Below are 25,633 nucleotides of genomic sequence, written 5' to 3'. Positions count from 1 at the left end.
CACATGACTGCGTCGCGGAGGCCCTTCCTTGTCCGGCGCCCTCCCGGAGGCTCACCCCCGCTTCAGACCGAGTACCTCCGCCGCCGCGAACGTCTGGTTCGCCGGGCGGTCCTGGTAGTACGGAGAGATCAGCTCGTCCAGCTCGTCGAACGAGAACGTCTCCTTCGACGAGTCGAACTTCACCGCCACCCTGGGGCGTTCGACGACCGCGACCATCCCGCCGTGCACCACGAGCAGCTGGCCGTTGACCCGGGCCGCCGACGGTGACGCCAGATAGCCGACCAACGGCGAGACGTGCTCGGGGGCCAGTGGGTCGAGCCGGCCGTCGGCCGGCTCCTCGAAGCCCGCGAAGACGTCCTCCGTCATCCGCGTGCGGGCCCGTGGGCAGATCGCGTTGGCCGTGACGCCGTACTTGGCGAGGGCGAGGGCCGTGGAGGTGGTGAGGCCGACGATGCCGCCCTTGGCCGCCGCGTAGTTCGGCTGGCCCGCCGAGCCTGCGAGGAACGCCTCGGACGAGGTGTTGACGATCCGGCCGTAGACCGGCCCGCCGGATTCCTTGGAGCGGGTACGCCAGTGGGACGCGGCGAAGTGGGTGGTGTTGAAGTGGCCCTTGAGGTGGACCCGGATGACGGAGTCCCACTCGTCCTCGGTCATGGAGAAGACCATCCGGTCGCGGAGGATCCCCGCGTTGTTGACCAGGATGTCGAGCTTGCCGTACGTGCTGACGGCCAGCTCGACCAGGGCGCGGGCCTGCGCGTGGTCGGAGACGTCGCCGAGGTGGGCGAACGCCCGGCCGCCCGCCGCACGGATCTCCTCGGCGACCTCCTCGGCGGGGGCCGCGGACGCCTCGCCGGAGCCGTCGCGGCCCGGCTGTCCGTAGTCGTTGACGACGACGGCCGCGCCGAGCCTCGCCAGTTCCAGCGCTTCGGCGCGCCCGAGGCCGCGGCCCGCGCCCGTGACGATCGCGGACAGCCCGTCCAGCGGAAGGGGGTGTGACATCGGAACCTCGAAGTCCTTTCGGAGCACGGTGATGGGCGGTCCGTCAGAGTTCGATGCAGGTGCGGAGCGACTCGCCGGTCCTCATCTGGTCGAGGGCGTCGTTGATCCCGGCGAGCGGCACCCGGTGGGTGATCATCGATTCGAGGTCGATCCGGCCGGCCCGCCAGAGCGCAATGGCCCGTTCGTACGACCGCAGCACATCCCCTCCCCCGTACATGGACGGCAGGATCCGCTTCTCGTCGAAGAACAGCTCGAACATGTTGACCTGGAAGTTGTCGTCCATGGCGCCCGCGCCGACGATGCAGAGCGTTCCGCCGCGCCGGGTGTTCTCGTACGCCGTGCGGGCCGTGGCCGACTTGCCGACGACCTCGAAGACGTAGTCGAAGCCCTCGCCGCCGGTGATCCGCTGCCTGGCGTCGCCGAGTCCCTCGGGCGCGACCGTCTCGGTCGCGCCGAACCGCAGTGCCGCCTCGCGCCGGGACGCGACCGGGTCGACGGCTACGATCTGGGCTGCGCCCTGGACCCTGGCGCCCTGGATCGCGGCGATGCCCACCCCGCCGCAGCCGATCACGGCGACCGACGAACCGGCCCCCACCTGCGCTGTGTTGATCGCGGCGCCGAGCCCGGTGGTGACCCCGCATCCGATCAGCGCGGCGATCTCGAACGGCACGTCGTCGGGGATCGGCACCGCGCAGCCCGCGTCGACGACCACCTCCTCGGTGAAGGTGCCGGTGCCGGCGAAGCCGAACACATCGCCGCCGGGGCGCTTGAAGTTGGGTGTGCCCGCGTTCATGAAGCCGGCCAGGCACAGCTGCGTCTGGCCGCGTCTGCAGGCGGGACACGCCCCGCAGGCGGGCAGCCAGCAGACCACCACCCGGTCCCCCGTGCTCAGTCCGGTGACACCGTCACCGATGTCGATGACCTCGCCCGCACCCTCGTGGCCGGGGATGAAGGGGGCGGGCTGCGGCAGCACACCGTTCATCGCCGAGACGTCGGAGTGGCACAGTCCGGTGGCCCGGATGCGGAGCCTGACCTTGCCGGGGCCGAAGCCCACCGCCTCGACGTCGTCGAGGACCTCCAGTTTGTCCTGCCCTATCTCGTGCAGTACGGCTGCGCGCATGGTGCGGCTCCCCTCGGATCGTGGCGTGATTCAGGAGTGTTCGACGAACGTGTCGGCCAGGACCGGTGCGTCGTCGCGCTCGACGACGGTCACGACGACGCGGACATGGCCTTCCCCGGCCCACATCCGGATGCGGAGGGTCTCGCCGGGGAAGACCACCCCGGCGAACCGGGTGCGGTACGAGCGGATGCGGGTCACATCACCGTCGAGCAGCGTGTCGGCCACGGCCTTGAGCGTCATGCCGTAGGTGCACAGCCCGTGCAGGATCGGCCGGTCGAAGCCTGCCTTCACGGCGAACTCGGGGTCGGCGTGCAGCGGGTTCCAGTCCCCGGAGAGCCGGTAGAGCAGCGCCTGGTCCTCGCGGATGCGCCGCTCGACCGTGCGGTCCGGGACCACGGCGATGACGGCCTGCCGTCCGGACGGGCCGCGTTCACCGCCGAAGCCGCCTTCACCGCGCACGTAGATCTCGGCGTCGTTGGTCCACAGCGGGCCGTCGTCGTCGGCGGCCTCGGTACGCAGGACGACGACGGCCGCCTTGCCCTTGTCGTACACGGCCGCGACCTTCGACGTCTGCACCGCCCTGCCCGTCACCGGCACCGGCCGGTGCACCTGTACGGTCTGGGCGCCGTGGAGCACGGCGGCCAGATCGATGTCGATCCCGGGCGAGGACAGTCCGCCGAAGCCGCCCATGCCGCCGCCCGCGACAGTGGCGAAGCTGGGCAGCACATGGAGCCTCGACTCGAGGGTGTAGCGCAGTTCGCCGGGGTCGGTGGCGGGAACGCCTGCACCGAGTCCCAGGTGATAGAGCTGGACGTCCTTGTGGTCCCAGGTGATCTCGGCGGTCCGGGGTTCGGCGGCGACCGCCCTTGCGGCATCAATGGGCATGGGAGAGCTGCTCCTTGATGGTGGGAAGACCTCGGTGCAGCCGTCCGCACCGTCGGCCGCACCGAGGTCGTGCGGGGCCGGCCGGAACGCTCGTTCTAGAACGCGTTCTAGCCGGTTGGCCCTATGTATAACGCAGCCCCCCACAGTTGTGAAGACTGCTGACCCCTCGTCAGATCCGTTGACCGGTACGGCGCGACGGCCGGTCCCGGCCATGACATTTGTCATCGCGGAGTCCGTACATGCGCCTCTGCCGGGACAGCGTCCGGTTCCGTAGCGTCATGGGCATGGAAAAGACAACGGGGAGCGGGCCCGCGGTGATCTTCACCGGGGCAGTCAAGACCTTCGGCCGGGCGGAACGGACCGTGCGGGCCGTCGACGGGATCGACCTGACCGTCGAACGCGGCGAGACCGTCGCCCTGCTCGGCCGCAACGGCGCGGGCAAGTCCACCACCATCGGCCTTCTGCTCGGGCTCGACGAGCCGGACTCCGGCGGTGTGCAGCTGCTCGGCCGGACCCCCGAGCAGGCGGTACGGGCCGGCCGGGTCGGCGCCATGCTCCAGGACGGGCGCCCCATCCCCCGGGTGACGGTGCGCGAACTGATCGCCTTCGTCGCCTCCACCTACCCGAACCCCATGCCGGTCCCCGAGTCACTGGCCCTGGCGGGGGTCGCCTCGTACGCCGACCGGCGCATCGACAAGCTCTCCGGCGGGCAGATCCAGCGTGTCCGGTTCGCCGTCGCGCTGGCCGGCAACCCGGAGCTGATCGTCCTGGACGAGCCGACCGCCGCCCTGGACGTCGAGGCCCGGCGCGCGTTCTGGGACTCCATGCGGGCCTACGCACGGCGCGGCAACACGGTCCTCTTCTCCACGCACTATCTGGAGGAGGCCGACGAGAACGCCGACCGGATCGTCGTCATCGACCACGGCCGGATCGTCGCCGACGGCAGCGGTGACCGGATCAAGGAGTCGGTCGGCGGCAGCCACGTCTCCTTCGACCTGGCGGGCGGACCGACCGAGGGCCTGGAACTGCTGCCCGGCGTCAACGCCGTCGAGATCCGCGGGGATCGTGCCCTGCTGCGTACGGACGACTCGGACGCCACGGTGATCGAACTGGCCCGCCTCGGCCGGATCCGCGATCTCCAGGTCTCCCGGCCCACGCTCGAAGACGCGTTCCTCTCGCTGACCAGCCCCGCCACCCTCTCGGAGAAGGAGACCGTCTGATGTTTCCCTACATCGTGCTCGAGATCCGCCGTACCCTGCGCGACGGATTCTTCATGATCTTCGGGATCGGGATGCCGGTGCTGATGTATCTGCTCTTCACCAACCTCGGCGGGGGCGGCGACGACGCGGCCGAGTGGAAGGTCATGTCCATGGTCGGTATGGCGGCGTACGGCGCGCTGGGCGCCGCCATGTCCATCGGTACGGGCGTGGCCTCCGACAAGTCCCTCGGCTGGCTCCAGCAGCTGCGGATCACCCCGCTCGACCCGTCCCGGGTGGTCGCGGGCCGCGCGATCAGCGGTTCGGTGACCGTGCTGCCCACCGTCCTGGCGGTGCTGCTCGCAGGGGCGCTGGTCAACGGCGTACGGCTGGAGGCCGGGCAGTGGATCGCCCTGACGCTGCTGCTGTGGATCGGCGCCCTGCCGTTCACCCTGCTCGGCATCGGCAACGGCTACCGGCTCACCCCACAGGCCACCGGAGTGGTCAACGTGGCCGCTCTGATGGGCTTCGCGATCGTCGGCGGGCTGTGGTTCCCGCTCTCCGAGTTCCCCTCGTGGATGCGCAGCATCGGCTCGTACACCCCCGCCCACCGGTTCGCCGACCTGGGCTGGGCGGCCACCGGCGGCCACGCACCGTCCGCGGGGACGATCACCGTACTCGCCGGGTGGCTGCTGGTGTTCGGTACGTATGCCGTCGTCTCGTACCGTCGGTCCGCGAGGACGGCATGAGCGGAGCGAGCATGCCCCGGAACGGATCGGAATCGCGCAAGGAACGGTACAGGCGGCACCGGGAGGAAGGGCGCCTCGGGCCGCCCGGCCCGTATGCCCTGCTGCCCTGGCTGCTGATAGGGCTGGGCTCCTTCTCCAACCTCTTCCAGGGTGAGACGCCGAACCCCTGGATCGGCGGTCTCGGACTGCTCACCTTCAACTCCCTGTACATCTCCGTGGTGTTCCGTGGGTTCGTCAGGGAGAAGCGTGAAAGCCCGGCGTCGTACGTGCTGCTCGCCGTGATGGCCGTGGTCACGTGCGGCCTGGCGATCGGCTACGGCGGCAGCTGGCTGCTGTTCTTCCCGCTGCTCTCGCTCGCCTGCGGCACGATCCTGCGCCACCGGCAGCTGGCGCTCGGCCTGCTCGGCCTCGCGATCGTCGCCAGCCTCATCGCCGTCTGGCGCGCGGACGGCGATTCGGACCCGTGGACCATCGGGTACGGCACCTTCATCTCGGGCGCCGTGACCGCCGCGATCCTCACCCTGTCCGAGACCGTGATGGAACTGCGGGCCACCCGGCAGGAACTGGCCAGGACCGCCGTGGAGAAGGAGCGGCTCCGCTTCTCCCGGGATCTGCACGATCTGCTGGGGCACACGCTCTCCGTGATCGTCGTCAAGTCGGAGGCCGCGCGCCGGCTGGCCCCGCGCGACATCGACGCGGCGCTGCTCCAGGTCGCCGACATCGAGTCCGTCGGCCGCCAGGCCCTCACCGAGATCCGGGAGGCGGTCACCGGCTACCGCGAGGGGAGTCTGGCCACCGAGCTCGACCGGGCCAGGTCCGCGCTGACGGCCGCCGGGGTCGAACCGGTGGTCCGCCGCTCGGGACCGCCGCTCGCCCCGCAGGCAGAGGCACTGCTGGGCTGGGTGGTGCGGGAGGCGGTGACCAACGTCGTACGCCACAGCAATGCGACCACCTGCTCGTTCGTGGTCGACGGCACGGGCGAACGGGTCCGGCTGACCGTCACCGACGACGGCCGCGGGCAGGCCGCCGAGCCGCCCGCTCCGGGCATCGGCGGCACCGGCCTCAAAGGCCTCACCGAACGCCTTGCCGCGGCCGGCGGCTCGCTGACGGCGGGCCCCGGTCAGGGCGGCGGCTTCGTGGTCGTCGCGGAACTGCCGGTGGACACGACGGACGCCGCGGACGCGGCGGATGCCGCCGGACGCCCTGCCCCACCCCCTACGCTGGGCCGGTGAACGAGATGTCCCAGGACCACCGGCCGACCAGGTCCGTGCGCGTGCTGCTCGCCGAGGACCAGGGCATGATGCGCGGCGCGCTCGCCCTGCTGCTCGGCCTGGAACCCGACATCGAGGTGGTGGCCCAGGTGGCCGCCGGTGACAAGATCGTGGACGCCGCGCTGGCGTCGCGGCCCGATGTGGCACTCCTCGACATCGAACTCCCGGGCCGCAGCGGACTGGACGCCGCCGCCGATCTGCGTGAGGAGGTGCCTGACTGCCGGGTACTGATCCTCACCACCTTCGGCCGGCCCGGCTATCTGCGCCGCGCGATGGAGGCCGGGGCGGCGGGCTTCCTCGTCAAGGACGGTCCCGTCGAGGAACTCGCGGCGGCCATCCGCCGGGTGCTGACCGGTGAAACGGTCATCGATCCCGCTCTTGCCGCGGCCGCCCTCAGTGCGGGACCGAGCCCGCTGACCGTGCGGGAGCGCGACGCGCTGAACGCGTCGGCGGACGGAGCGACGGTCGCGGACATCGCTGCGACCCTGCATCTGTCGGAGTCGACGGTACGCAACTATCTGTCGTCGGCGATCGGCAAGACGGGTACGCGCAATCGCATGGAGGCGGTGCGGGCGGCGCGGCAGCAGGGGTGGTTGTAGCGACGGTCCGGGTCAGCGCCGGGCACTGCCGACGTGCCGCGGCAACCACAGCGCCATCAGCAGCAGCCCGCCGAGCAGTACCGAGCCGGCTGTCCGGAACGCCAGCGCGAACCCTGCGGTCAGCTCCTGCGCCCCGTCGCCGCCGCCGGTCCGTGCCGCCGCGACCGTGGAGAGCACGGCGAGACCCAGCGCACCGCCCATCGTGCGCGAGGTGTTGACCAGCCCGGAGACCAGACCTGCGTCGCCGGGGGCCGCGCCCGAGGTGGCGAGGGAAGCGAGCGGGGTGGACGCAAACCCCGCACCGGCCATCATCAGGATGCCGGGCCCGCAGATCGACGTGAGGTACGAGCCGTCGGCGCCCATCGTCGATTGCCAGCCGAGGCCCGTGGCAGTGATCGCCAGGCCGATCAGAACCAGGTTCTTCGCACCGGTCACGGCCATGATCCGCGGCGCGAACGTCGATCCGAGCACGACGGCCAACGAGGTGGGAAGCAGGGCGAGTCCGGCCTCCACCGGCGTGTAGCCCAGCACGGATTGCGCGTACACAGTCATGAAGTACCACATCGAGAACGTCGCGGAACCCATCACGAGCATCGCCACGTTCGCCGACGCCACCGCCCGCGTCGACAACACCCGCAGCGGCATCAGCGGCACCGCTGTCCGGACCTCCACCAGGACGAAGAGGGCGAGCAGCACAAGCCCGCCGAGCAGTGGAACCAGGGTGGCTGCCGTGGTCCAGCCCTCCTGCTCGGTCTGCACGATGCCGTACGAGACCGTGGCCAGGCCCACGGTGACCAGCACCGCGCCCAGGAGGTCGATCCGGTGCCGTGCACCCGCCCTGCTCTCGGCGAGCCAGATCGTCGCGCCGATCAGGACGAGCACCCCGAACGGCACGTTGATCAGCAGGACCCAGCGCCAGGAGAGGAGGTCGGTGAGCACGCCGCCGACCAGCCCGCCGGCCGCGCCGCCGCCCGCACCGACCGCCATCCAGGTGCCGATCGCCCTGGTTCTGGCCGGACCTTCGGGAACTGCGGCGGTGAGGAGAGTGAGGGTCGCGGGAGACAGGACGGCCGCGCCGAGCCCCTGCGTCGCGCGAGCGGCCAGCAACTGCCAGCCCTCCTGCGCGAATCCGCCGACGAGCGAGGCCGCGGTGAACAGGCCGAGGCCGACCAGGAACATCCGCTTGCGGCCGTATATGTCGGCGGCCCTGCCGCCGAGCAGCATGAACCCGGCGAACGCGATCGCGTAGGCGTTGAGCACCCACTGCAGCTGACCGGCGCTCAACCCCAGGTCGGCCCGCATGGACGGCAGCGCCACGTTGACGACGGACACGTCGAGGACGACGAGGAACTGACCGACGCAGGCAGCGAGCACCACCGCCCAGGTGCGCGGCTTCCGCAGGATCTGCAGCTGTGCGGGCGTCGTGACGTCAACCATGGACGTCATATTCGCAGCCGCCCAGCGCCCCGTACATCGGTATTTCGTCCGGCGGCCGGATCGGCCCAATGGCCCTGGCGGGGCCGTCCGGTGTGTGCACTACCGACGCAGCAGCGTCACCACCGCCGCCCCGCCGAGCCCGATGTTGTGGGCGAGCCCGACCCGGGCGTCGGGCACCTGCCGGGCTCCCGCCTCGCCGCGCAGCTGCCAGGTGAGTTCGGCAGCCTGGGCGATGCCGGTGGCGCCGAGCGGGTGGCCCTTGGAGATCAGCCCGCCGGACGGGTTGACGACCCAGCGGCCGCCGTACGTCGTGGCCCCCGACTCCACGAGTTTGCCGGACTCGCCCTCACCGCACAGGCCGAGCGCCTCGTAGGTGAGGAGTTCGTTGACCGAGAAGCAGTCGTGCAGCTCGATGACGTCGAGGTCGGCGGCGCCCAGTCCGGACTTCTCGTACACCTGCTGGGCGGCGGCCCGCGACATGGGCTGTCCGACGGCGTCGATGCAGGTGCCGGAGGCGAACGAGTCGGCGGTGTCGGTCGTCATGGCCTGGGCGACGATCTCGACGGCGCGGTCGCCCAGCGCGTGTCGCTCGGCGAACCGTTCCGACACGACGACTGCGGCGGCCGCCCCGTCGGACGTGGGCGAGCACTGGAGCTTGGTGAGCGGGCGGCGGACGGTCCTGGCGGCGAGTATCTCGTCGACCGTGTACGCGTCCTGGAACTGGGCGTACGGGTTGTTCACCGAGTGCCGGTGGTTCTTGGCGCCGACCGCCGCGAGCTGTGCCTCGGTCGTCCCGTACCGCTCCATGTGTTCGCGGGCCGCGTTGCCGAAGATCTGGGCAGTGGGAGGGGTCCTCTCGAAGCCGTGCGCGGCTGCCATGATCCCGTACTGCCGAGCCACGGGGGACGTCGCGAAGTCGCCGCCGTCGGAGCCGCCGCCGAGCGCCCCGCGCGCCATCTTCTCGAAGCCGAGCGCGAGGACGCAGTCGCTGATACCGCCTTCGACGAACTGCCGGGCCATCATGAGCGCGGTCGAACCGGTCGCGCAGTTGTTGTTGACGTTGTAGACGGGCACTCCGGTCAGCCCGAGTTCGTACACCGACCGCTGACCGGCCGTGGAGGCCTGGAAGCAGTAGCCGACGGGGACCTGCTGCACCTGCTCGTAGCAGATCCCGGCGTCGGCGAGCGCTGCCGTCCCGGCCTCCTTCACCATGTCCCAGTACTGCCAGTCGCGTGTCTCGGGCTTCTCGAACTTCGTCATCCCGACACCGACGATGTATGCCTTCATGGTCTTCCTCCCGGGCCGCCGCCACTGTCCGACCGCCGACTTATCTGACGCGGTGTCAGATAGTGACACCGGAAGCCGGTCAGCGGAAGACTGCGTGACCGGTGAGCGCCTGGCCGAGAGCGAGGGTTGTGAGCTGCTGACGGTTTGCTGAGCTGAAGTGAGTGGTGGTGAGCGGGAGTGAGACCTGGCGGTGGGTTGGTGGGGGTGGAAACGGGGTTTCCGGGGCCGAATGGGTGCAGTTCACGGCAGACGAGTCCGTAGGCGAGCGCGAACATGCCCGCGCCCCCAGGCAATGCCAGCCAGGCCCCGGCGGACCCGGCCGGGCCGGCGGTCACGGGTCCCGTGGCAGGCCGAGGATGCGCTCGGCGACGACATTGAGCTGGACCTGGGTGGTGCCGCCCGCGATGGTCAGACAGCGGGACATCAGAAAGCCGTGCAGGGCCCGTGCCGCGGGCCCCTCGGCGGTCGCGCCGGCCGGGCCGAGCAGTTCCAGGGCGAGTTCGGCGACCTTCTGCTGGTGGGTGGTCCGGACGAGTTTGCGTACGGACGCCCCGGCGCCCGGCTCCAGTCCGGAGACCTGCTGCAGGGTGGTCCGCAGCCCGATGCAGGCGAGTGCGTGCGCCTCGGCGGCCAGGGCGCCGATCCTGGCCCGGCAGGTGTCGTCGAGCTCACCGGAACGGGCGATCAGCGCTTCCAGCCCGGTGTCGAAGGTCATCTGGTCGGCCATGTGGACACGTTCGTTGCCCAGAGTGTTGCGGGCGACCCGCCAGCCGTCGCCGGTCTCGCCGACGACGGCGTCCGTGGGGAGCAGGACGTCGTCGAAGTACACCTCGTTGAAGAGGGAGTCGCCGGTGATCTCCTTCAGCGGACGGATGTCGATGCCTTCGGTGTTCTTCATGTCGACGAGGAAGTAGCCGATCCCCTGGTGCTTGGGTGCGTCCGGGTCGGTCCTGGCGAGCAGGATGCCGTGGTCGGCCCACTGGGCGGCGCTCGTCCACACCTTCTGGCCGTTGATCCGCCAGCCCTCGGCGGTCCGCTCGGCCCTCGTACGGAGCGAGGCGAGGTCGGAACCGGCGCCGGGTTCGGAGAACAGCTGGCACCAGAGGAGTTCGCCACGCAGGGTGGGGAGGAGGTAGCGGTCCTGCTGCTCCGGTGTCCCGTACGCGAGGAGGGACGGCACCACCCAGGTGGCGATGCCGAGATCGCTCACCTTCACGCCCTGCTCCTTCAGCTCCTCCTGCACGGCGAGCTGTTGGACCGGGCCGGCACCCAGGCCGTACGGGGCGGGCAGGTGCGGGGCGGCGTAGCCGGTCGGGGCGAGGGCGCGGCGGGCCGCCTTCGGGTCGAGTCCCCGGACGGCGGCGACGGCCCGGCGCGCCTCGGCGCGATGGCGTACGGCCTCGGCGGGGAGCTCCAGCGAGAGTTCGCGCCGCGCGCCGCGCTCGGCCAGCCGGGCGGCCCGCAGCCGGTGGGCGTCCCCGGCCCCCAGCAGCTGCCGTGCCACCAGGGCCCGGCGCAGATGGAGGTGGGCGTCGTGCTCCCATGTGAAGCCGATGCCGCCGAGGATCTGGATGCAGTCCTTGGCGCAGCCGTACGCGGAGTCGAGCGCGGCGCCCGCAGCGAGGGCGGCGACCAGTGCGCGTATCTGCGAGGTCTCGTCGGCCGCGCGGGCGGCATCCCATACGAGCGCGCGGGCCTGCTCGACGCGCACGAGCATGTCGGCGCAGAGATGCTTGACGCCCTGGAACTGGCCGATGGGGCGACCGAACTGTTCCCGGACCTTGGCGTACGCGACGGCGGTGTCCAGCGCCCAGGCGGCGGTGCCGCAGGCTTCGGCGGCGAACAGGGAGGCGGCGAGATCGCGTACGGTCCCGGAATCGGTGCGGACGGCCCGGCCGGCGGGGACGTGGACGCCGTCGGCCCGGACCTCGGCGGTGGGGCGGGTGGGGTCGGCGCCGGGATGCGGGCGCACGGTCAGCCCTTCGGTGGCGGAGTCGACGGCGAACCAGAGGATGCCGGTGGCCGAATCCGCGGGGAGCAGGAGCAGGTCGGCTTCGGCGGCGGAGAGCACGGGCGGGGCGACGCCGTCGAGGCGGTGGCCGCCCTCGCTCTCCACGGCGGTGAGGCCGCCGGGGCCGAGGGCGACGGCACCGATGCGGGTACCGGCCGCGAGGGCGCGCACGAGAGCGCTCACCTCTGCCGCGCCGGGCGCCGCCGCACCGAGCACCGCCGAGGCGAGCACGGTCGCCAGGTAGGGGCCGGGGAGCGCGGCCCGTCCCGCCTCCTCCAGGACGACGGCGAGGTCGAGGAGCGTGCCGCCCCCTCCCCCGTACTCCTCGGGCAGATGGAGGGCGAGCAGGCCCTGTTCCGCGAGCCCGTCCCAGCAGCCGGGGCGCAGGCCGGGGGCGCTCGTGTCGAGGAGTCCGCGGACCTCCTCGGGCGGTACGGCGCGCGCCAGCCACCCCCGTACGGACTGCGCCAGCTCCCTCTGTTCTCGGGTGATTGCGATGCCCATTGCGGATCCTCGCCGGTCGCGGCCACTGGAACGGCGCAAGAGTAGAACACGTTTCAATCTGATGGAAGGTCAGACGACCGTCTGCGCCCGGCGGCGCCACCCGCACCTGCCGCGGCGGACCTGCCGGGCCGGCACCTGCTGGATGGTCAAGGTCACCTTGTCCCGGGACAAGCCACCCTGAACGGGCTTTCCACAAGCCCTGGAAAGGAGTAGAGGGGCCGCGACAGCGGGCTGCTCATCACTTCGCCGTAGCTTCGGGAGCACCGGGCCGGGATTCCCGCGGGCTCGGGGAGACCGGAGATCCTTCAGCGCGAACCCACGGGGTCAGCGGTGCGCGTCACACCGGTGCGTGCGCTCCCGCAGGGTTCAGCCGGACAGGACAGTCCTGTTCGCACCACGTTCACCGGAATACGACGGACATCCGGAAGCGTTCAGAGTGCACACACTTGGCGGTCACTGCTGCCCGCCGCAGGACCGCACTCCACCTCCACCCCTCTTCTTCCGCTGCCCGGAGGCCGCACGAATGCCGCAGACGCCGAACGATCAGCTCGCCGGGGAGCAGCCGCTCCCCGATCCGCGGAAGGACCGGGCGGGTGGCGGTGTCGTCCCCGTTCTCGCCTTCGCGGGTATCACCGTCGCGGTGATGCAGACCCTGCTCGTCCCCGTCATCAAGGACCTGCCCGCCCTTCTCCACACCGATCCGTCCAACGCCACCTGGGTCCTGACCGCGACGCTGCTCGCGGGGGCCGTCGCCACGCCGATCATGGGCAGGCTCGGGGACCTCTACGGCAAGCGGAAGATGCTGCTCGCCAGCCTCGCCGTCATGGTGATCGGCTCGCTGATCTGCGCCTTCACCGATGAACTCATGGTCATGATCGTGGGGCGGGCGCTCCAGGGCTTCGCCATGGGCGCCATCCCGCTCGGCATCGGCATCATGCGCGACGAGCTGCCGCGCGAGAAGCTCGGCTCGGCGATGGCGCTGATGAGCTCCTCGATCGGGGTGGGCGGCGGACTCGCACTGCCCGCCGCCGCGCTCGTCGCCCAGCATGCCGACTGGCACACGCTGTTCTTCGGCGCCGCCGGGCTCGGGGTGCTGTCGATGGCGCTGACCGTCCTCGCCGTACCGGAGACCTCGCTGCGAGCGCCGGGCCGCTTCGATCTGCCCGGTGCCCTCGGGCTCTCGCTCGGACTGGTCTGCCTGCTGCTGCCGATCACCAAGGGCAGCGACTGGGGCTGGACCTCGGCCACCACGCTCGGGCTGATCGCCGCGTCCCTGGTGATCCTGGTGCTGTGGGGGCTCTTCGAGCTGCGCAGCCCGGCTCCGCTGGTCGATCTGCGGACCTCGGCCCGGCGCGAGGTGCTGCTGACCAACCTCACCTCGGTGATGGTCGGCGTCGCGTTCTACGCGGTCTCGCTCGTCCTGCCGCAACTGCTGCAGCTTCCGCTGTCGACCGGGTACGGCCTCGGGCAGTCGATGGTCGTGGCGGGGCTGTGCGTGGCGCCGCTGGGTCTGACGATGATGTTCGTCGCCCCGCTGTACGCACGGCTGTCCGCCCGCCGCGGACCCAAGGTGTCGCTGATGCTCGGCATGCTGATCATCGCGATCGGTTACGGCGCGGGGCTCGGCCTGATGAGTGCCGCCTGGCAGACCGTGGTCATCGCGGTGGTGCTCGGGGCCGGTATCGGACTCGCGTACTCCTCGCTGCCCGCGCTGATCATCGGGGCCGTCGACCCGTCGGAGACGGGTGCGGCCAACGGTCTGAACACACTGATGCGGTCGATCGGGACCTCGGTGTCGAGCGCCGTGATCGGCATGGTGCTCGCCAACACCTCGGTACGGACGGGACCGGTGCCGGTTCCCTCGATGGAGGGTTTCCGGACCTCCTTCATGATCGCTACGGGTGCGGTGGTGATCGGCCTGGTACTGGCCGCGTTCCTGCCGTCGCAACGCGAGTCGATGCGGCCGGTGCTGCTGGCGAGCAGCACGGACGAGGCGGCACCCGCCCAGGAGGCCTCACGTCCGGACGCCGGTCCGGCCGGCTTCCGGGGCAGAGTGCTGGAGGCGGACGGCACACCGGTGGCCCGCGCCAACGTCACGCTGATCGACCGGAAGGGACGGCAGGCCGGGCTCACCGTCACGGACGACGCCGGCCGGTACGCCCTGGCCGCCCCGTCCGCCGGCGCCTTCGTACTCGCCGGTTCCGCCACCGGGTACGCGCCGCATGCCTTGCCGGCGGCGTACCCGGCGACCGGTGCTCCGGTCGAGGTCGACCTCGTGCTGACGGCCGACGCACCGGTGCGCCGGACGGCAGTGCCGTCGTAAGCGGCTGAAAGGGCGACCGGGCGGCGGTGCCGCCGTGAGCGGCTGAGAGAGCGATCCCACCGGGAGGACCGTCCTGCTTGCGACCCCCGCCGACACCGCCGACCAGGCCGTACGGCACCATGGGGCGCCGTTCGATCCCCGTACCGCCAGGAGGAACCCCGTGGCCGCCGAGCCCAAGCCCGAGATTCTCGCCGCCTTTCAGGCCGCCAAGGGGTTCATGCCGGTGGTCGAGGGGCTCGCGCTCCACGCGGCCGCCACCGACGCCGCCACGCTCGGTCTGCCGCTGCTGGAGGTCGGGACGTACTGCGGGCGGTCCACGATCCTGCTCGCCGATGCCGCCCGGGCGGCGGGTGTGACCGCGCTCACCGTCGACCACCACCGGGGCAGTGAGGAGCAGCAGCCGGGCTGGGAGTACCACGACCCGACCGTCGTGGACCCGGAGGTCGGACGGATGGACACGCTGCCGACGTTCCGCCGCACCCTGCACGCGGCCGGGCTCGAGGACCACGTGGTGGCGCTCGTCGGCCGGTCCCCGCAGGTCGCGGCGGTCTGGGGCGGAAAGCTCGGCTTCGTGTTCATCGACGGCGGGCACACCGACGAGCATGCGAACGGCGACTACGAGGGCTGGGCGCCGCATGTCGCCGAGGGCGGCCTGCTCGTGATCCACGACGTGTTCCCCGATCCTGCGCACGGCGGCCAGGCCCCGTACCGGGTGTATCTGCGGGCCCTGGAGTCCGGAGCGTTCACCGAGGTGTCGGTCACGGACTCGCTGCGCGTCCTGCGCCGTACGGGAACGGGGATCTGAGCGGCCCGGATAGCATCGCGGCGTGCCGTACGACGACAGCGTTCCCCCCGCCGCCCAGCATCGCGTCCGCCGCCTGCTCACCGCCGCCGCACTCGCCTCCGTGTGCCTGACCGCGGGCTGCGGCGGTGCCGGCGACGGCGGAGGGAGCGGCCCGGCTCAGCCGCGCGCGGGCAGCAGCGGGGCCGCGTCGTCGCCGTCGGCTTCGGGTTCGGCTTCGCCCTCGAAGAGCGGCCCGGCGGCCGACGAGTCCTCACCCGCCCCGGCGAAGTCCGCGAACGGCACGCGGTCCGGCCCGCTCACGGGAAGGACCGTCGTCATCGACCCCGGGCACAACCCCCGTAACCACGAGCACACCCGCGAGATCGGCCGCCAGGTGGACATCGGCACCACGCACAAGGAGTGCGACACCACCGGCACGTCCACCAACTCCGGTTATGCGGAGGCCCGGTTCACCCTCGATGTGTCGCACCGGCTGCGTGCGCTGCTCCAGGCGCAGGGTGCGAAGGTGATCCTGACGTACGACGACGACCGCCCGTTCGGGCCGTGTGTCGACGAGCGGGCGCGGATCGGCAACAACGCCAAGGCCGATGCGGTCGTTTCGGTGCATGCGGACGGGTCCGCGGCCGGCAACCGGGGGTTCCATGTGATCCTCCCCGCACGGGTGCGCGGTGGGGCCGCGGACACGTCGAAGATCGTGGATCCGTCGCGCGATCTCGGCACCCGGATCGCGGGGCTCTTCGTCCGCGCCACCGGAAGTGCGCCTTCCAATTACGTGGGCGGTCATACGGGGTTGGACACCCGAAGCGATCTGGGCGGACTGAATCTGTCGACCGTGCCCAAAGTGTTCATCGAATGCGGCAATATGCGTGATCCGAAGGACGCCGCTCTGCTCACCAGCGCGGGCTGGCGTCAGAAGGCCGCACAAGGCATTGCGGACGGCATCAGCTCCTACCTCAACGGGTAAGCAGAGGAAGTTGTGCGGGAGTTGTGCGGTGGATTCCGGGGGATGACCACCCATGGGCCGGGCCGGGACACAAGCTGTCCGGTCAGACGATAGATTCATCCGTACGATGGGGAGCCGCCCTGAGCTTCGCGCCGTACCCGCCGTACCGGCGGCATCGACGACCGCCCCGACGAGACGACCGACTAAGGACCTTCACGTGAATATCCGCTCCCTCACTCGAGGCGATGGCGTGGTGATCGGCGCAGCGGTGGTGCTGTTCATCGCCTCTTTCCTCGATTACATCTCCTACAACGGTCTCAGCGGAGCGCCCAGCGCCTGGGATTCGCTGGGCAATGCGATCGGCGTGTACATGGTCGGGGTGGCCGGTGCGGCTCTGATCGTGTTCTCCCGTTCGCAGCCGCAGCCCCGCAAGGTCGCGGGTCTGGAGCTCGGCCCGTTCGGTGTCGCGGCCACGGTCTTCACCGCGTGGAACATCCTCTGGACGATCATCGACCTCGGTCAGGTCGACGCCGGGGCGGGCCTTGTCCTCGGCCTGATCGCCGCGCTGGTACTGGCCGGTGGCGCGATCGCCACCCCGCTCGTCCCGGCCCTCAAGGCCCCGCTGGTGAGCGCCCCGCGCCCGCAGGCGGTGCAGTCGCCGTACGGCGCCCAGCCGCAGCCCGGCCAGGGTTACGGCTACCCGGGCGCCCAGCAGCAGCCGTACGGCGCCCAGCCGGGCCAGCCGTACGGTGCGCAGCCGCAGCCCGGTCAGCCCGACCCCGTCCCTGCGCACGCACAGCAGGCCCCCCAGGGCGGCGCCGCACCGGCCGGTGACTTCACGCCGTTCTGGTTCGCGGTGCCGGTGGCCCGTCCGCTGTACGGCGAGGACGGTTCGCCGAGCCCGATCGCCGAACTGGCCCCGGGCACCTGGTATCTCGCGGTGGAGCAGCGTGGTCCGGGCCTCGTCGCCCAGACCCAGGACGGCCGTCGCGGTGTGCTGCAGGACACCACGGGCATCCAGCGCGGCTGACCGCAGCCCCTTCCGGCCGGCCCCTCGCCCTTCCGGGCGGGGGGCCGCTGTCGTACCCTCCGTCCGTACGGATGGGACTGACACTCCGTCAGGCACGGTGGGAGGACCGGTATGCGGCTCGGACTCGCTCTCGGCTACTGGGGCCGCGGCCCGAACCCCGCCCATCTGGAGCTCGCCCGCGAGGCGGAGCGGCTGGGCTACGACTCGGTGTGGACGGCGGAGGCCTGGGGCTCCGACGCCTTCACCCCGCTGACCTGGATCGCCGCCCACACCTCCCGCATCCGGCTCGGGACGGGCATCGCACAGATGGCGGCGCGCACCCCGACCGCGACCGCCATGCACGCGCTGACCCTCGACCATCTCTCCGGCGGCCGGATGATGCTCGGGCTGGGGCTGTCCGGACCACAGGTGGTGGAGGGCTGGTACGGGCGTCCGTTCCCGAAGAGCCCGCTGACCGCCACCCGTGAGTACGTCGAAATCGTGCGCCAAGTACTCAGGCGCGAGGCCCCTGTTGAACTGGCCGGGCGTTTCCACCCGCTCCCGTACACCGGGCCGGACGCGACCGGCCTCGGCAAGTCCCTGAAGCCGATCACCCATCCGCTGCGCGCCGGGCTTCCCGTGCTCCTGGGCGCGGAGGGGCCGAAGAACATCGCACAGACGACGCGGATCGCGGACGGCTGGCTGCCGCTGTACTGGTCGCCGCTGCGCACCGATGTGTACGAGGCGTCGCTGGCCGGCCTCCCCGACGGCTTCATGATCGCGCCGATGGCCCGCGCACACGTCTGTGACGATGTCGCGGAGGGGCTGCTGCCGGTGAAGGCGATGCTCGGCTTCTACATCGGGGGGATGGGGCACGCCGCCCGTAACTTCCATGCCGACCTGATGGCGCGGATGGGGTTCGAGGAGGAGGCGCGGCGCATCCAGCGGCTGTTCCTGGAGGGCCGCAAGGAGGAGGCAGTGCTGGCCGTGCCGGACGCGTTCGCCGACGAGATCTCGCTCGTCGGTCCGCGTGAACGGATCGCGCAGCGGCTGGAGTTGTGGCGCAAGGGCCCGGTGACCGACCTGCTGGTCACGGCACCGGACCCGCACACCCTGCGCGTTCTGGCCGACCTCGTCAAGGCCTGAGCGTCCGCCTCAGCGGAACGTCGCACGCTCCAGCCAGAAGTCCAGCAGCTCCCGCTCCCCCAGCACCTCCACCCGCCCGCCGTCCACGCCCTGCCGCCGGTTGAACACCAGCATCAGATCCGTCAGCGGCCCGCGCACCGCGACCGTCGCCTTCTCGTGCGCCCGCCGCCAGGTGAACCCGTCCGCACCGAACTCGATCAGCCACTCCGCCCCGGGCGCATCCGTGGCATGCAGATGGAGGGACCGTCCGGCTCCCCGGAGTTCCGCGGCCTCCGGGTCCCCCTCGGACTGGGCGAAGGCGACGATCTCCAGCCATTCGTCGATCGTGTCGGCAGCCAGTTCGGGCGCCACCTCGTAGCCGGCGTTCACCGCGACGGCCGCGTCGGCGCGGTGGACGACCGTCTCGTGGGCCATGCGCCGCGCCCAGAATCCGCTGCTCCGGTCCCACGACCAGGTCCAGACCGGCTGCCCGGCACCGGCCTCGCGCAGGGCGGCGACGGTCCGCGCGGCCCCGTCGGCCAGCCAGGCGTCGAGCACCGCGGCGTCGTCGCCGTCCGGCGTGAACTGCGGCACCCGCTCGTCCGGGAGCGCCTCGGTCGCACGGGTGCGGACGATCTCACCGGCCCAGCGCTGGGCGCCGCCGACATGCACGGCGAGGTCGCGCAGCGTCCACTCGGGGCAGGTCGGAACCTTCGCGTCGAGGTCCCTGCCACTGATCAGCGCCCTCAACCCGTCGGTCTGACGGAGGATCTCTTCGCAGTAGTGGTCGTGTGCCAGAAGCGTCATGGCAGCACCCTAATGCGCCGGTGTGACGCCCCTAGGGTCATCCGCCGAGCTGAGAGGTGGTCGGCACCTTGTCCTTCACCTCGGCGCCCGCGCTCTTGCCCGCGTCCTTGACGCTGTTGATGACGGACTCGAAGGCGCCGACGTCCCCCGCGCCCGCTTCGCCGTTGCGGAGCTTCGTGCCGAGCCCCTTGAGCGACTCGATGCCCGCCGTCAGTGGCGCGATCGCCTTCGACAGCAGCGGGTCGCCCTTGGCGTTGACCGCCGCGGCCTTGAGCCGGTTGTAGGCGAAACCTCCCGCGAGCCCCGCCTTGACGAGGGCGAACGTGCGTCCGTCCGCACCCTTCTTGAACTTGCCCGCGCGGTACGGCTTGATGATCCACTGGTACGTCGCCCCCGCCGCGAGCCCCGCATTGGCGACGAACCGCGTCTTGGCCAGCTTCTGTTTCTCCGCCGACGCCGTACCGCTCGGTGACGCGGACGCGCTCGCGCCGGTGCCTGAGTCGTTGCCGCACGCCGTGGCGGTCACCAGCACGGTGCAGGACAGCACCAGCGCCACGAACAGACGGCGGAGCGGTAGGGAACTGGGCACAGCGGGCCTCCCTGACGGGGCACATCAGCAGTGGGTTCGACGGCGGGTGACGCAGTGCGGCACCTGCTGCCAGGCTCACCTCGCTCCGGGTGCCACGCCACTCAAGAGGCGCCGGCCGGGTTTCGGACCGCCGAAAACGGCAACCTGATATCCATGTCTCCCGGAACAGGAACGAGAAGCAGCACAGCCGCACGTGTCATAGCCGTGGTGGCCGACGTCATGGCCGTCATCATCGGCCTGTGGATCCTGATGTACCTGCTGGAAGCCAACCGGGCCAACGACCTCGTGGGCTTCGTCAAGGACGCCGCCCGCTGGCTGGCCGGCTGGTCCTACGACCTGTTCACGTTCGACGAGGAGTGGGCGCGGGTCGTCTCCGGATATGGCCTCGCCGCCGCCGTCTATCTCTTCGTCGGACATGCGGTGGCGGGCCGAATCCGCCGTCTCTGACCTGCCGGCCCGACTGCTGCGCCTCCTAGGAGGCGCAGCAGTCGGGTTCCAGGCCCGTCGGCAGCCGCTCGCCGCCGAAGACCGCGGTGGTCGCCTCGTCGCCCCCCAGCGCGGCCACGGCGAGCAGCAGCGATCCGGCGGTCCAGGTGGTGTGCTCCTCCGGCCAGAACGCCCGGTTGCCCTCGAAGACGTACCCCGTCCAGTACATCCCGCCCTCGGCGCGCAGATGCTGAATGGACTGGAGGATCTCCAGCGCCCGGTCGGACTCCCCCATCACCCAGAGCGCCAGGGCGAGTTCGCAGCTCTCCCCGCCGGTCACCCAGGGGTTGGGCAGCACACAGCGCACGCCGAGGCCGGGAACGACGAAGCGGTCCCAGGCCTCTTCTATCCGTTCCTTGGCGGCCGTTCCGGTGAGCGCGCCGCCGAGGACCGGGTAGTACCAGTCCATCGAGTAGTGGCTCTTGTCGAGGAAGCGCTCGGGGTGGTTGCGGATGGCGTGTGCGAGCGCACCGGTCGCCAGTTCCCAGTCGGGCTGCGGCTCCTCGCGCTGCTCGGCGATGGCGAGTGCGCAGCGCAGCGCCTGGTGGATGGAGGAGCAGCCGGTCAGCAGGGCGTCGTGGACGGGCGTGCCGTCGGGTTCGCGCTTCCAGCCGATCTGGCCGCCGGGCTGCTGGAGCCGCAGGACGAATTCGACGGCCGCGTAGACGGTCGGCCACATCCGGTCGATGAACCCGTCGTCGCCGGTGGCGAGGTAGTGGTGCCAGACGCCGACGGCGACGTACGCGCAGAAGTTGGACTCCAGGCCCAGATCGGTCGGCCGGTCGGGGTCGCCGTCGTGGTAGGCGGCGTACCAGGAGCCGTCCGCGTTCTGGTGCCGGGCCAGCCAGTCGTACGCGCGTTCCGCGGCGGCGTGCTCGCCCGCGGCGTCGAGGGCCATGGCGGCCTCGGTGTGGTCCCACGGGTCGAGGTGGTGGCCGCGGAACCAGGGCAGCGCGCCGTCCTCGCACTGTACGGCGAGCAGCGCGGCAACGGTCTCCGTGGCCTGCTCGGCGGTGAGCACCCCGGGCAGCACGAGGTGTTCGGTCTGCTCGGGAGTGGTCACGCCTCGGCCTTCGAAGGGTCATGCGTGGCAGCGGCAGCGGCCGTGGGCAGGTGCGGCTTGGTGGCATATGCGACGAAGCTCTTGCCGACGACCGGGTTGAGCAACTGCTCGGCGACCCGGGTGACGGCGGGCTTCTTCATGATGTCCCAGACCAGCAGCTTGTGGTACGCGCGGACGGGCAGCGCCTTGTCGTTGTCGACGCCGAACGCGCACTTGAGCCACCAGTACGGCGAGTGCAGGGCGTGCGCGTGGTGGGTGCCGTAGGGCTTGAGGCCGGCGCCGCGCATCTTGCCGAGGAGTTCGTCGGCCCTGTAGATGCGGATGTGGCCGCCCTCGACCTCGTGGTACGCGTCGGACAGGGTCCAGCAGACCTTCTCGGGGCCGTACCGCGGCACGGTGACGGCGATCCGGCCGCCCGGCTTGAGGACCCGGACCATCTCGGCGAGCACCCCCTTGTCGTCGGGGATGTGCTCCATCACCTCGGAGATGATGACGACGTCGAAGGACTCGTCGGGGAACGGCAGGTTCAGCGCGTCGCCCTCCATCGCGGTGGCGGTGGCGCCCGCGGGGGCCTCTCCGGCCTCCTTCATCGCGGCGAACCACTTCGCGACCTCGCGGATCTCCTCGCCGTTCCGGTCGAGCGCCACGACCTGGGCGCCTCGCCGGTAACACTCGAAGGCGTGGCGGCCGGCGCCGCAGCCCAGGTCGAGCACTCGGTCGCCTGCGGCGAGCGGGAAGCGGGTGAAGTCCACGGTCAGCACAAGTGCCTGCTTTCGCGGTCGAGGGGGTTCAGGGGGCGAGGACGGCGGGGACTGCGCGGGCGGGCTGCGGGGTCACCGCCGGCCGCCGGGTTGCAGGGTGGCGGTGCGGGCGGCGATCGCCTGCCGGTAGAGCTCCGCGGTGCCGATGGCGGCCTGCTTCCAGGTGAACCGGGCCAGCACCCGGGCCCGGCCCGCGGCGCCCAGCCGGGCCCGCAGCTGCGGGTCGCCGAGCAGCCGGGCGAGCGCGGCGGCCAGGGCGCCGGCGTCGGCGGGTTCCACGGCCAGACAGGTTTCGCCGTCCCGGCCCGCGACCTCGGGGATCGCACCGCCGGTGGTGGCGACGAGCGGGGTGCCGGTGGCCATCGCCTCGGCGGCGGGCAGCGAGAACCCCTCGTACAGCGAGGGGACGCAGGCGACCTCGGCGCTGCGCACCAGGTCGACGAGTTCGGCGTCGCTGATGCCCTTGACGAACCGGACGGCGTCCTCGAGTCCGTACCGCTCGATGGCCTGTGCGACGGGTCCGTCCTCGGCCCGCTTGCCGACGACCACGAGGTGCGCCTGCGGGTTCTCGGTACGGAGCTTGGCGAGCGCCTCGACGAGGTGCACGAGGCCCTTCAGCGGGACGTCGGCGCTGGAGGTGGTGACGATCCGGCCGGGCACCTCGGCGACCGACGGGTCGGGCGACCACAGGTCGGTGTCCGCACCGATGTGCACCACATGGATCCGGTCCTGCCGCACCCCGAGATGGTCGACGATCTCCTGCTGGGAGGAGCCGGAGACGGTGAGCACCGAAGGCAGCCGGCGCGCGACCCGCTTCTGCATGCGGGTGAAGGCGTACCAGCGGCGCACGGACGCGCGGCGGCGACGGCTGTCGGCGGCGTCCAGCTCCAGCTGCCGGTCGACGGTGATGGGGTGGTGGATGGTGGTGACGAGCGGGGCGCCGAGGTCCGCCAACAGCCCGTACCCGAGGGTCTGGTTGTCGTGGATGACGTCGAACTCGCCACGGCGGGCGGCGAGATGACGACGGGCGCGGAGGCTGAAGGTGAGGGGTTCCGGGAAGCCGCCGGTCCACATGGTGGCGACCTCGGCGACGTCGATCCAGTCCCGGTACTCGCCGCGCTTCGGGGTGCGGAACGGGTCGGGCTGGCGGTAGAGGTCCAGACTCGGCAGCTCGGTGAGCGGGACGCCCTCGTCGAGCACGGGATAGGGCTGGGCGCCGATCACTTCGACACTGTGGCCGAGGCGGGCGAGTTCGCGGCCGAGGTGGCGCACGTACACGCCCTGGCCGCCGCAGAACGGATTGCCCTTGTAGGTGAGGAGTGCGATGCGCAACGGTCGGCCGCCGGCGGCGTCCGATGTGTCGCTGCCCGTGCGGGGGCCCGTCTCTATGGCCTCAGCGGTCACACTCGGCCCCCTTCTCACTGCGTTTGCGCCGGAGCGTAACCGCTGGCGCTAATCTAGAACAAGTTTCAGACCGGATCGTTCAACGAGCTACGAATCTACCGGCAGGTAGCGTCGGTGTGACGGCCGGATCAGGTGATTCGCGCCACGACCGGGCACCCTGGCATGCTGTGCGCCGCCGGGAGCCCACGCGCCTCCCTCCGGTCGCGGACCGAAGCCGGACCCAAGCCGGACAGAAGCCATGGAGGGGGACACATGACAGCGGAAGCCAAGCCGGCATCGCCACCCCTGACGGAGCGGCAGGAGGCCCGTCGCGGCCGCATCCTGCACGCCAGCGCCCAGCTCGCCAGCAGGGGCGGATTCGAGGCGGTGCAGATGCGCGAGGTGGCGGAGGCCGCCGGGGTCGCCCTCGGCACGCTGTACCGCTACTTCCCCTCCAAGATCCATCTGCTGGTCGCCACCATGCAGGACCAGCTCCAGCACATGCACGGCACCCTGCGCAAGCATCCCCCGGTCGGGGACGACGCGGCGCAGCGGGTCGCCGACACGCTGATGCGGGCGTTCCGCGCGCTGCAGCGCGAACCGCATCTGGCGGATGCGATGGTGCGGGCGCTGACCTTCGCGGACCGCAGTGTCAGCCCGGAGGTGGACACCGTCTCACGGCTCACCACGGCGATCATCCTGGACTCGATGGGGCTGGAGCACCCGACGCCCGAGCAGCTCTCCGCGGTCCGGGTCATCGAGCACACCTGGCACTCGGCGCTGATCACCTGGCTGTCGGGGCGGGCGTCGATCGCCCAGGTGAAGACAGACATCGAGACGGTGTGCCGGCTGATCGACGTGACGACACCCCGGGACGCCTCCTGAGTCCTGGTCGCCCGCGGGCCTCTGCGCCCCATGTGCGACCGCCACATGCGCACCTCCTCAGGTGGGGTGCCCTGCACCATGTCGACGGCGGCGCGGTGTTCATACGGTTCGGCGACATCACAGGAATCCCGCCGAGGAGCCGGTCATGCGTCGCAGAGCCACAGGCACCGCCCAGCACCACAGATCTCTCACCACCGTCGTCACCCTCGCCGCCGCAGGTCTGCTGCTGGTCGGCTGCACCGCCGCCGGAAAGGCGGGCGAGGCGGACTCCGCGTCCGGCAAGGGCGCGAAGGACCAGACCGTCAAGGTGGGTCTGGTCTACTCCCGGACCGGTCTGCTCGCGGACTACGGCAAGCAGTACCGCGACGGTTTCATGGCGGGCCTGGACTACGCGACTCACGGCACCGGCAAGGTCGCCGGGCACCGTATCGAGGTCACCGAGCAGGACGACGCGGGCGACCCGGGCAAGGCGGTCTCCGCGGCGAAGAACCTGATCGGCAAGGGCTACAAGGTGCTGGCCGGGACCACGGACTCCGGGGTCGCCCTGCAGATGGCGCCGCTCGCCGCGCAGAACAAGGTCCTGTACGTCAGCGGGCCCGCCGCGACCGACGCCGTGACCGGGATCAACGACTACACGTTCCGCTCCGGCCGGCAGTCCTACCAGGACATCCTCACCGCCGGGACGATGCTCGGCGAGGCCAAGGGCAAGAAGGTCACCGTGCTGGCGCAGGACTCCACCTTCGGCCAGGCCAACGTCGCCGCGGTGAAGGCCGTCCTCGGCGGCAAGGGCGCGAAGGTGGGCTCCGTACTGGCTCCGCCGAGCGCGACGGACCTGACCCCGTTCGCCCGGCAGGTCAAGGCCGGCGGTCCCGATCTGGTCTTCGTCGCCTGGGCCGGTTCCACCGCCCCTGCGCTGTGGACCGCGCTGGACCAGCAGGGAGTGCTGGGCGCGTCCAAGGTCGTCACCGGGCTGGCCGGCACGGCCTCGTACCCGATCTTCGGCACCGCGGGTTCCAAGGTCTCGTTCCTCGCGCACTACTTCCCCGGTGCGGGCGGCGGCAACGCCGTGGAGAAGTCGATGCTGGACTCGGTGACCGGGGCGGGCGGCACCCCCGACCTGTTCACCCCCGACGGCTTCACCGCCGCGCAGATGATCGTGCACGCGGTGGAGGAGGGCAGTGCCACCGATCCCGCCGCCATGGTGAAGGCCCTGGAGGGCTGGAGCTTCGACGGGGTGAAGGGCAAGGAGCAGATCCGGGCCGAGGACCACGCGCTGGTGCAGCCGATGTTCGTGGCGAAGCTGACCGGCAAGGGCGCCGCCGCGAAGCCGGAGCTGGTGACCACCGAGCCGATGGACAAGGTGGCGCCGCCCGCGAAGCCCTCGGCGGGCTGACCG

General features: G+C 71.3%; 23 protein-coding genes. 12 read left to right on the top strand and 11 right to left on the bottom strand.

All coding sequences use genetic code 11. The annotated features are described in order from the left end of the window. Window positions 1–51: 51 nt before the first annotated feature. The 3 genes from OG878_RS27655 to OG878_RS27645 are packed head-to-tail and all read right to left on the bottom strand — an operon-like array spanning window position 52 to window position 3,004. Entirely contained in the window at window positions 52–999 is a 948-nt protein-coding gene (locus OG878_RS27655) for a 3-oxoacyl-ACP reductase (RefSeq protein WP_328889282.1), read from the bottom strand. Between the two features lie 43 nt (window positions 1,000–1,042). Next, window positions 1,043–2,119 (bottom strand): Zn-dependent alcohol dehydrogenase, encoded by a 1,077-nt coding sequence (locus OG878_RS27650; RefSeq protein ID WP_328889281.1) that lies wholly within the window; start codon window positions 2,117–2,119, stop codon window positions 1,043–1,045. Window positions 2,120–2,149: 30 nt separating this feature from the next. After that, window positions 2,150–3,004 (bottom strand): MaoC/PaaZ C-terminal domain-containing protein, encoded by an 855-nt coding sequence (locus OG878_RS27645; RefSeq protein ID WP_328889280.1) that lies wholly within the window; start codon window positions 3,002–3,004, stop codon window positions 2,150–2,152. 284 nt (window positions 3,005–3,288) lie between these two features. On the opposite strand from OG878_RS27645, the gene OG878_RS27640 reads away from it, so the two are divergent. The 4 genes from OG878_RS27640 to OG878_RS27625 are packed head-to-tail and all read left to right on the top strand — an operon-like array spanning window position 3,289 to window position 6,819. Continuing rightward, on the top strand, window positions 3,289–4,224 hold the full coding sequence (locus OG878_RS27640) for an ABC transporter ATP-binding protein (protein WP_328889279.1): 936 nt from the start codon (window positions 3,289–3,291) through the stop codon (window positions 4,222–4,224). After that, on the top strand, window positions 4,224–4,949 hold the full coding sequence (locus OG878_RS27635; protein ID WP_328889278.1) for an ABC transporter permease: 726 nt from the start codon (window positions 4,224–4,226) through the stop codon (window positions 4,947–4,949). Before OG878_RS27640 ends, OG878_RS27635 begins: the two co-directional genes overlap by 1 nt. A gap of 11 nt (window positions 4,950–4,960) precedes the next feature. Next, on the top strand, window positions 4,961–6,181 hold the full coding sequence (locus tag OG878_RS27630) for a sensor histidine kinase (protein WP_328889277.1): 1,221 nt from the start codon (window positions 4,961–4,963) through the stop codon (window positions 6,179–6,181). 5 nt (window positions 6,182–6,186) lie between these two features. Further along, entirely contained in the window at window positions 6,187–6,819 is a 633-nt protein-coding gene (locus OG878_RS27625; RefSeq protein WP_328891398.1) for a response regulator transcription factor, read from the top strand. Between the two features lie 12 nt (window positions 6,820–6,831). On the opposite strand, the gene OG878_RS27620 is transcribed toward OG878_RS27625, so the two are convergent. From OG878_RS27620 to OG878_RS27610, 3 genes are all read right to left on the bottom strand, one after another. Further along, window positions 6,832–8,265, bottom strand: coding sequence for an MFS transporter (locus tag OG878_RS27620; RefSeq protein ID WP_328889276.1), 1,434 nt, complete (start codon window positions 8,263–8,265; stop codon window positions 6,832–6,834). A 90-nt stretch (window positions 8,266–8,355) separates the two neighbouring features. Beyond that, window positions 8,356–9,543 carry a lipid-transfer protein gene (locus OG878_RS27615; protein ID WP_328889275.1) on the bottom strand — a complete coding sequence of 396 codons (1,188 nt, stop codon included), beginning with the start codon at window positions 9,541–9,543 and terminating at the stop codon, window positions 8,356–8,358. Window positions 9,544–9,874: 331 nt separating this feature from the next. Continuing rightward, window positions 9,875–12,058, bottom strand: coding sequence for an acyl-CoA dehydrogenase (locus tag OG878_RS27610; RefSeq protein ID WP_328889274.1), 2,184 nt, complete (start codon window positions 12,056–12,058; stop codon window positions 9,875–9,877). A 523-nt stretch (window positions 12,059–12,581) separates the two neighbouring features. Between OG878_RS27610 and OG878_RS27605 the strand changes: the two genes are divergently transcribed. The 5 genes from OG878_RS27605 to OG878_RS27585 all read left to right on the top strand — a co-directional run bounded on the left by OG878_RS27605 (window position 12,582) and on the right by OG878_RS27585 (window position 18,284). After that, a complete protein-coding gene (locus OG878_RS27605; protein WP_328889273.1) occupies window positions 12,582–14,381 on the top strand; it encodes an MFS transporter in 1,800 nt (599 codons plus the stop codon). 217 nt (window positions 14,382–14,598) lie between these two features. After that, window positions 14,599–15,186: a class I SAM-dependent methyltransferase gene (locus OG878_RS27600; RefSeq protein ID WP_443049271.1), complete on the top strand. Its 588-nt coding sequence runs from the start codon at window positions 14,599–14,601 to the stop codon at window positions 15,184–15,186. A 22-nt stretch (window positions 15,187–15,208) separates the two neighbouring features. Further along, a complete protein-coding gene (locus OG878_RS27595; RefSeq protein WP_328889271.1) occupies window positions 15,209–16,150 on the top strand; it encodes an N-acetylmuramoyl-L-alanine amidase in 942 nt (313 codons plus the stop codon). Window positions 16,151–16,379: 229 nt separating this feature from the next. Then, window positions 16,380–17,159, top strand: coding sequence for a hypothetical protein (locus OG878_RS27590; protein WP_328891397.1), 780 nt, complete (start codon window positions 16,380–16,382; stop codon window positions 17,157–17,159). A gap of 111 nt (window positions 17,160–17,270) precedes the next feature. Then, window positions 17,271–18,284, top strand: coding sequence for an LLM class F420-dependent oxidoreductase (locus OG878_RS27585; RefSeq protein WP_328889270.1), 1,014 nt, complete (start codon window positions 17,271–17,273; stop codon window positions 18,282–18,284). 9 nt (window positions 18,285–18,293) lie between these two features. On the opposite strand, the gene OG878_RS27580 is transcribed toward OG878_RS27585, so the two are convergent. Both OG878_RS27580 and OG878_RS27575 read right to left on the bottom strand, forming a co-directional pair. Further along, on the bottom strand, window positions 18,294–19,070 hold the full coding sequence (locus OG878_RS27580; protein WP_328889269.1) for a maleylpyruvate isomerase family mycothiol-dependent enzyme: 777 nt from the start codon (window positions 19,068–19,070) through the stop codon (window positions 18,294–18,296). A 37-nt stretch (window positions 19,071–19,107) separates the two neighbouring features. Continuing rightward, the gene (locus OG878_RS27575) at window positions 19,108–19,659 is read right to left on the bottom strand and encodes a hypothetical protein (protein WP_328889268.1); all 552 of its coding nucleotides are present in this window, start codon (window positions 19,657–19,659) and stop codon (window positions 19,108–19,110) included. Between the two features lie 153 nt (window positions 19,660–19,812). Here OG878_RS27575 and OG878_RS27570 point away from each other — a divergent pair, with 153 nt between their 5' ends. Continuing rightward, window positions 19,813–20,106, top strand: coding sequence for a hypothetical protein (locus OG878_RS27570; RefSeq protein WP_328889267.1), 294 nt, complete (start codon window positions 19,813–19,815; stop codon window positions 20,104–20,106). A 25-nt stretch (window positions 20,107–20,131) separates the two neighbouring features. Here the strand turns inward: OG878_RS27570 and OG878_RS27565 are convergent, their stop codons facing one another. The 3 genes from OG878_RS27565 to OG878_RS27555 all read right to left on the bottom strand — a co-directional run bounded on the left by OG878_RS27565 (window position 20,132) and on the right by OG878_RS27555 (window position 23,373). Then, on the bottom strand, window positions 20,132–21,208 hold the full coding sequence (locus OG878_RS27565) for a prenyltransferase (RefSeq protein WP_328889266.1): 1,077 nt from the start codon (window positions 21,206–21,208) through the stop codon (window positions 20,132–20,134). Beyond that, window positions 21,205–21,969, bottom strand: coding sequence for a class I SAM-dependent methyltransferase (locus OG878_RS27560; RefSeq protein ID WP_328889265.1), 765 nt, complete (start codon window positions 21,967–21,969; stop codon window positions 21,205–21,207). Before OG878_RS27560 ends, OG878_RS27565 begins: the two co-directional genes overlap by 4 nt. Before the next feature lie 72 nt (window positions 21,970–22,041). Continuing rightward, a complete protein-coding gene (locus OG878_RS27555; protein WP_328889264.1) occupies window positions 22,042–23,373 on the bottom strand; it encodes a glycosyltransferase family 4 protein in 1,332 nt (443 codons plus the stop codon). A 252-nt stretch (window positions 23,374–23,625) separates the two neighbouring features. Here OG878_RS27555 and OG878_RS27550 point away from each other — a divergent pair, with 252 nt between their 5' ends. Next, entirely contained in the window at window positions 23,626–24,237 is a 612-nt protein-coding gene (locus OG878_RS27550) for a TetR family transcriptional regulator (RefSeq protein WP_328889263.1), read from the top strand. A 145-nt stretch (window positions 24,238–24,382) separates the two neighbouring features. Further along, window positions 24,383–25,630 carry a substrate-binding domain-containing protein gene (locus OG878_RS27545; RefSeq protein ID WP_328889262.1) on the top strand — a complete coding sequence of 416 codons (1,248 nt, stop codon included), beginning with the start codon at window positions 24,383–24,385 and terminating at the stop codon, window positions 25,628–25,630. The last annotated feature ends 3 nt before the right edge of the window (window positions 25,631–25,633 follow it).

Origin of the sequence: Streptomyces sp. NBC_00316, from assembly GCF_036158715.1 — a bacterium.
GTDB lineage: Bacteria > Actinomycetota > Actinomycetes > Streptomycetales > Streptomycetaceae > Streptomyces.
The sequence above is the reverse complement of the archived record's forward strand: the minus strand, read 5'-3'. Positions and strand labels throughout refer to the sequence as shown.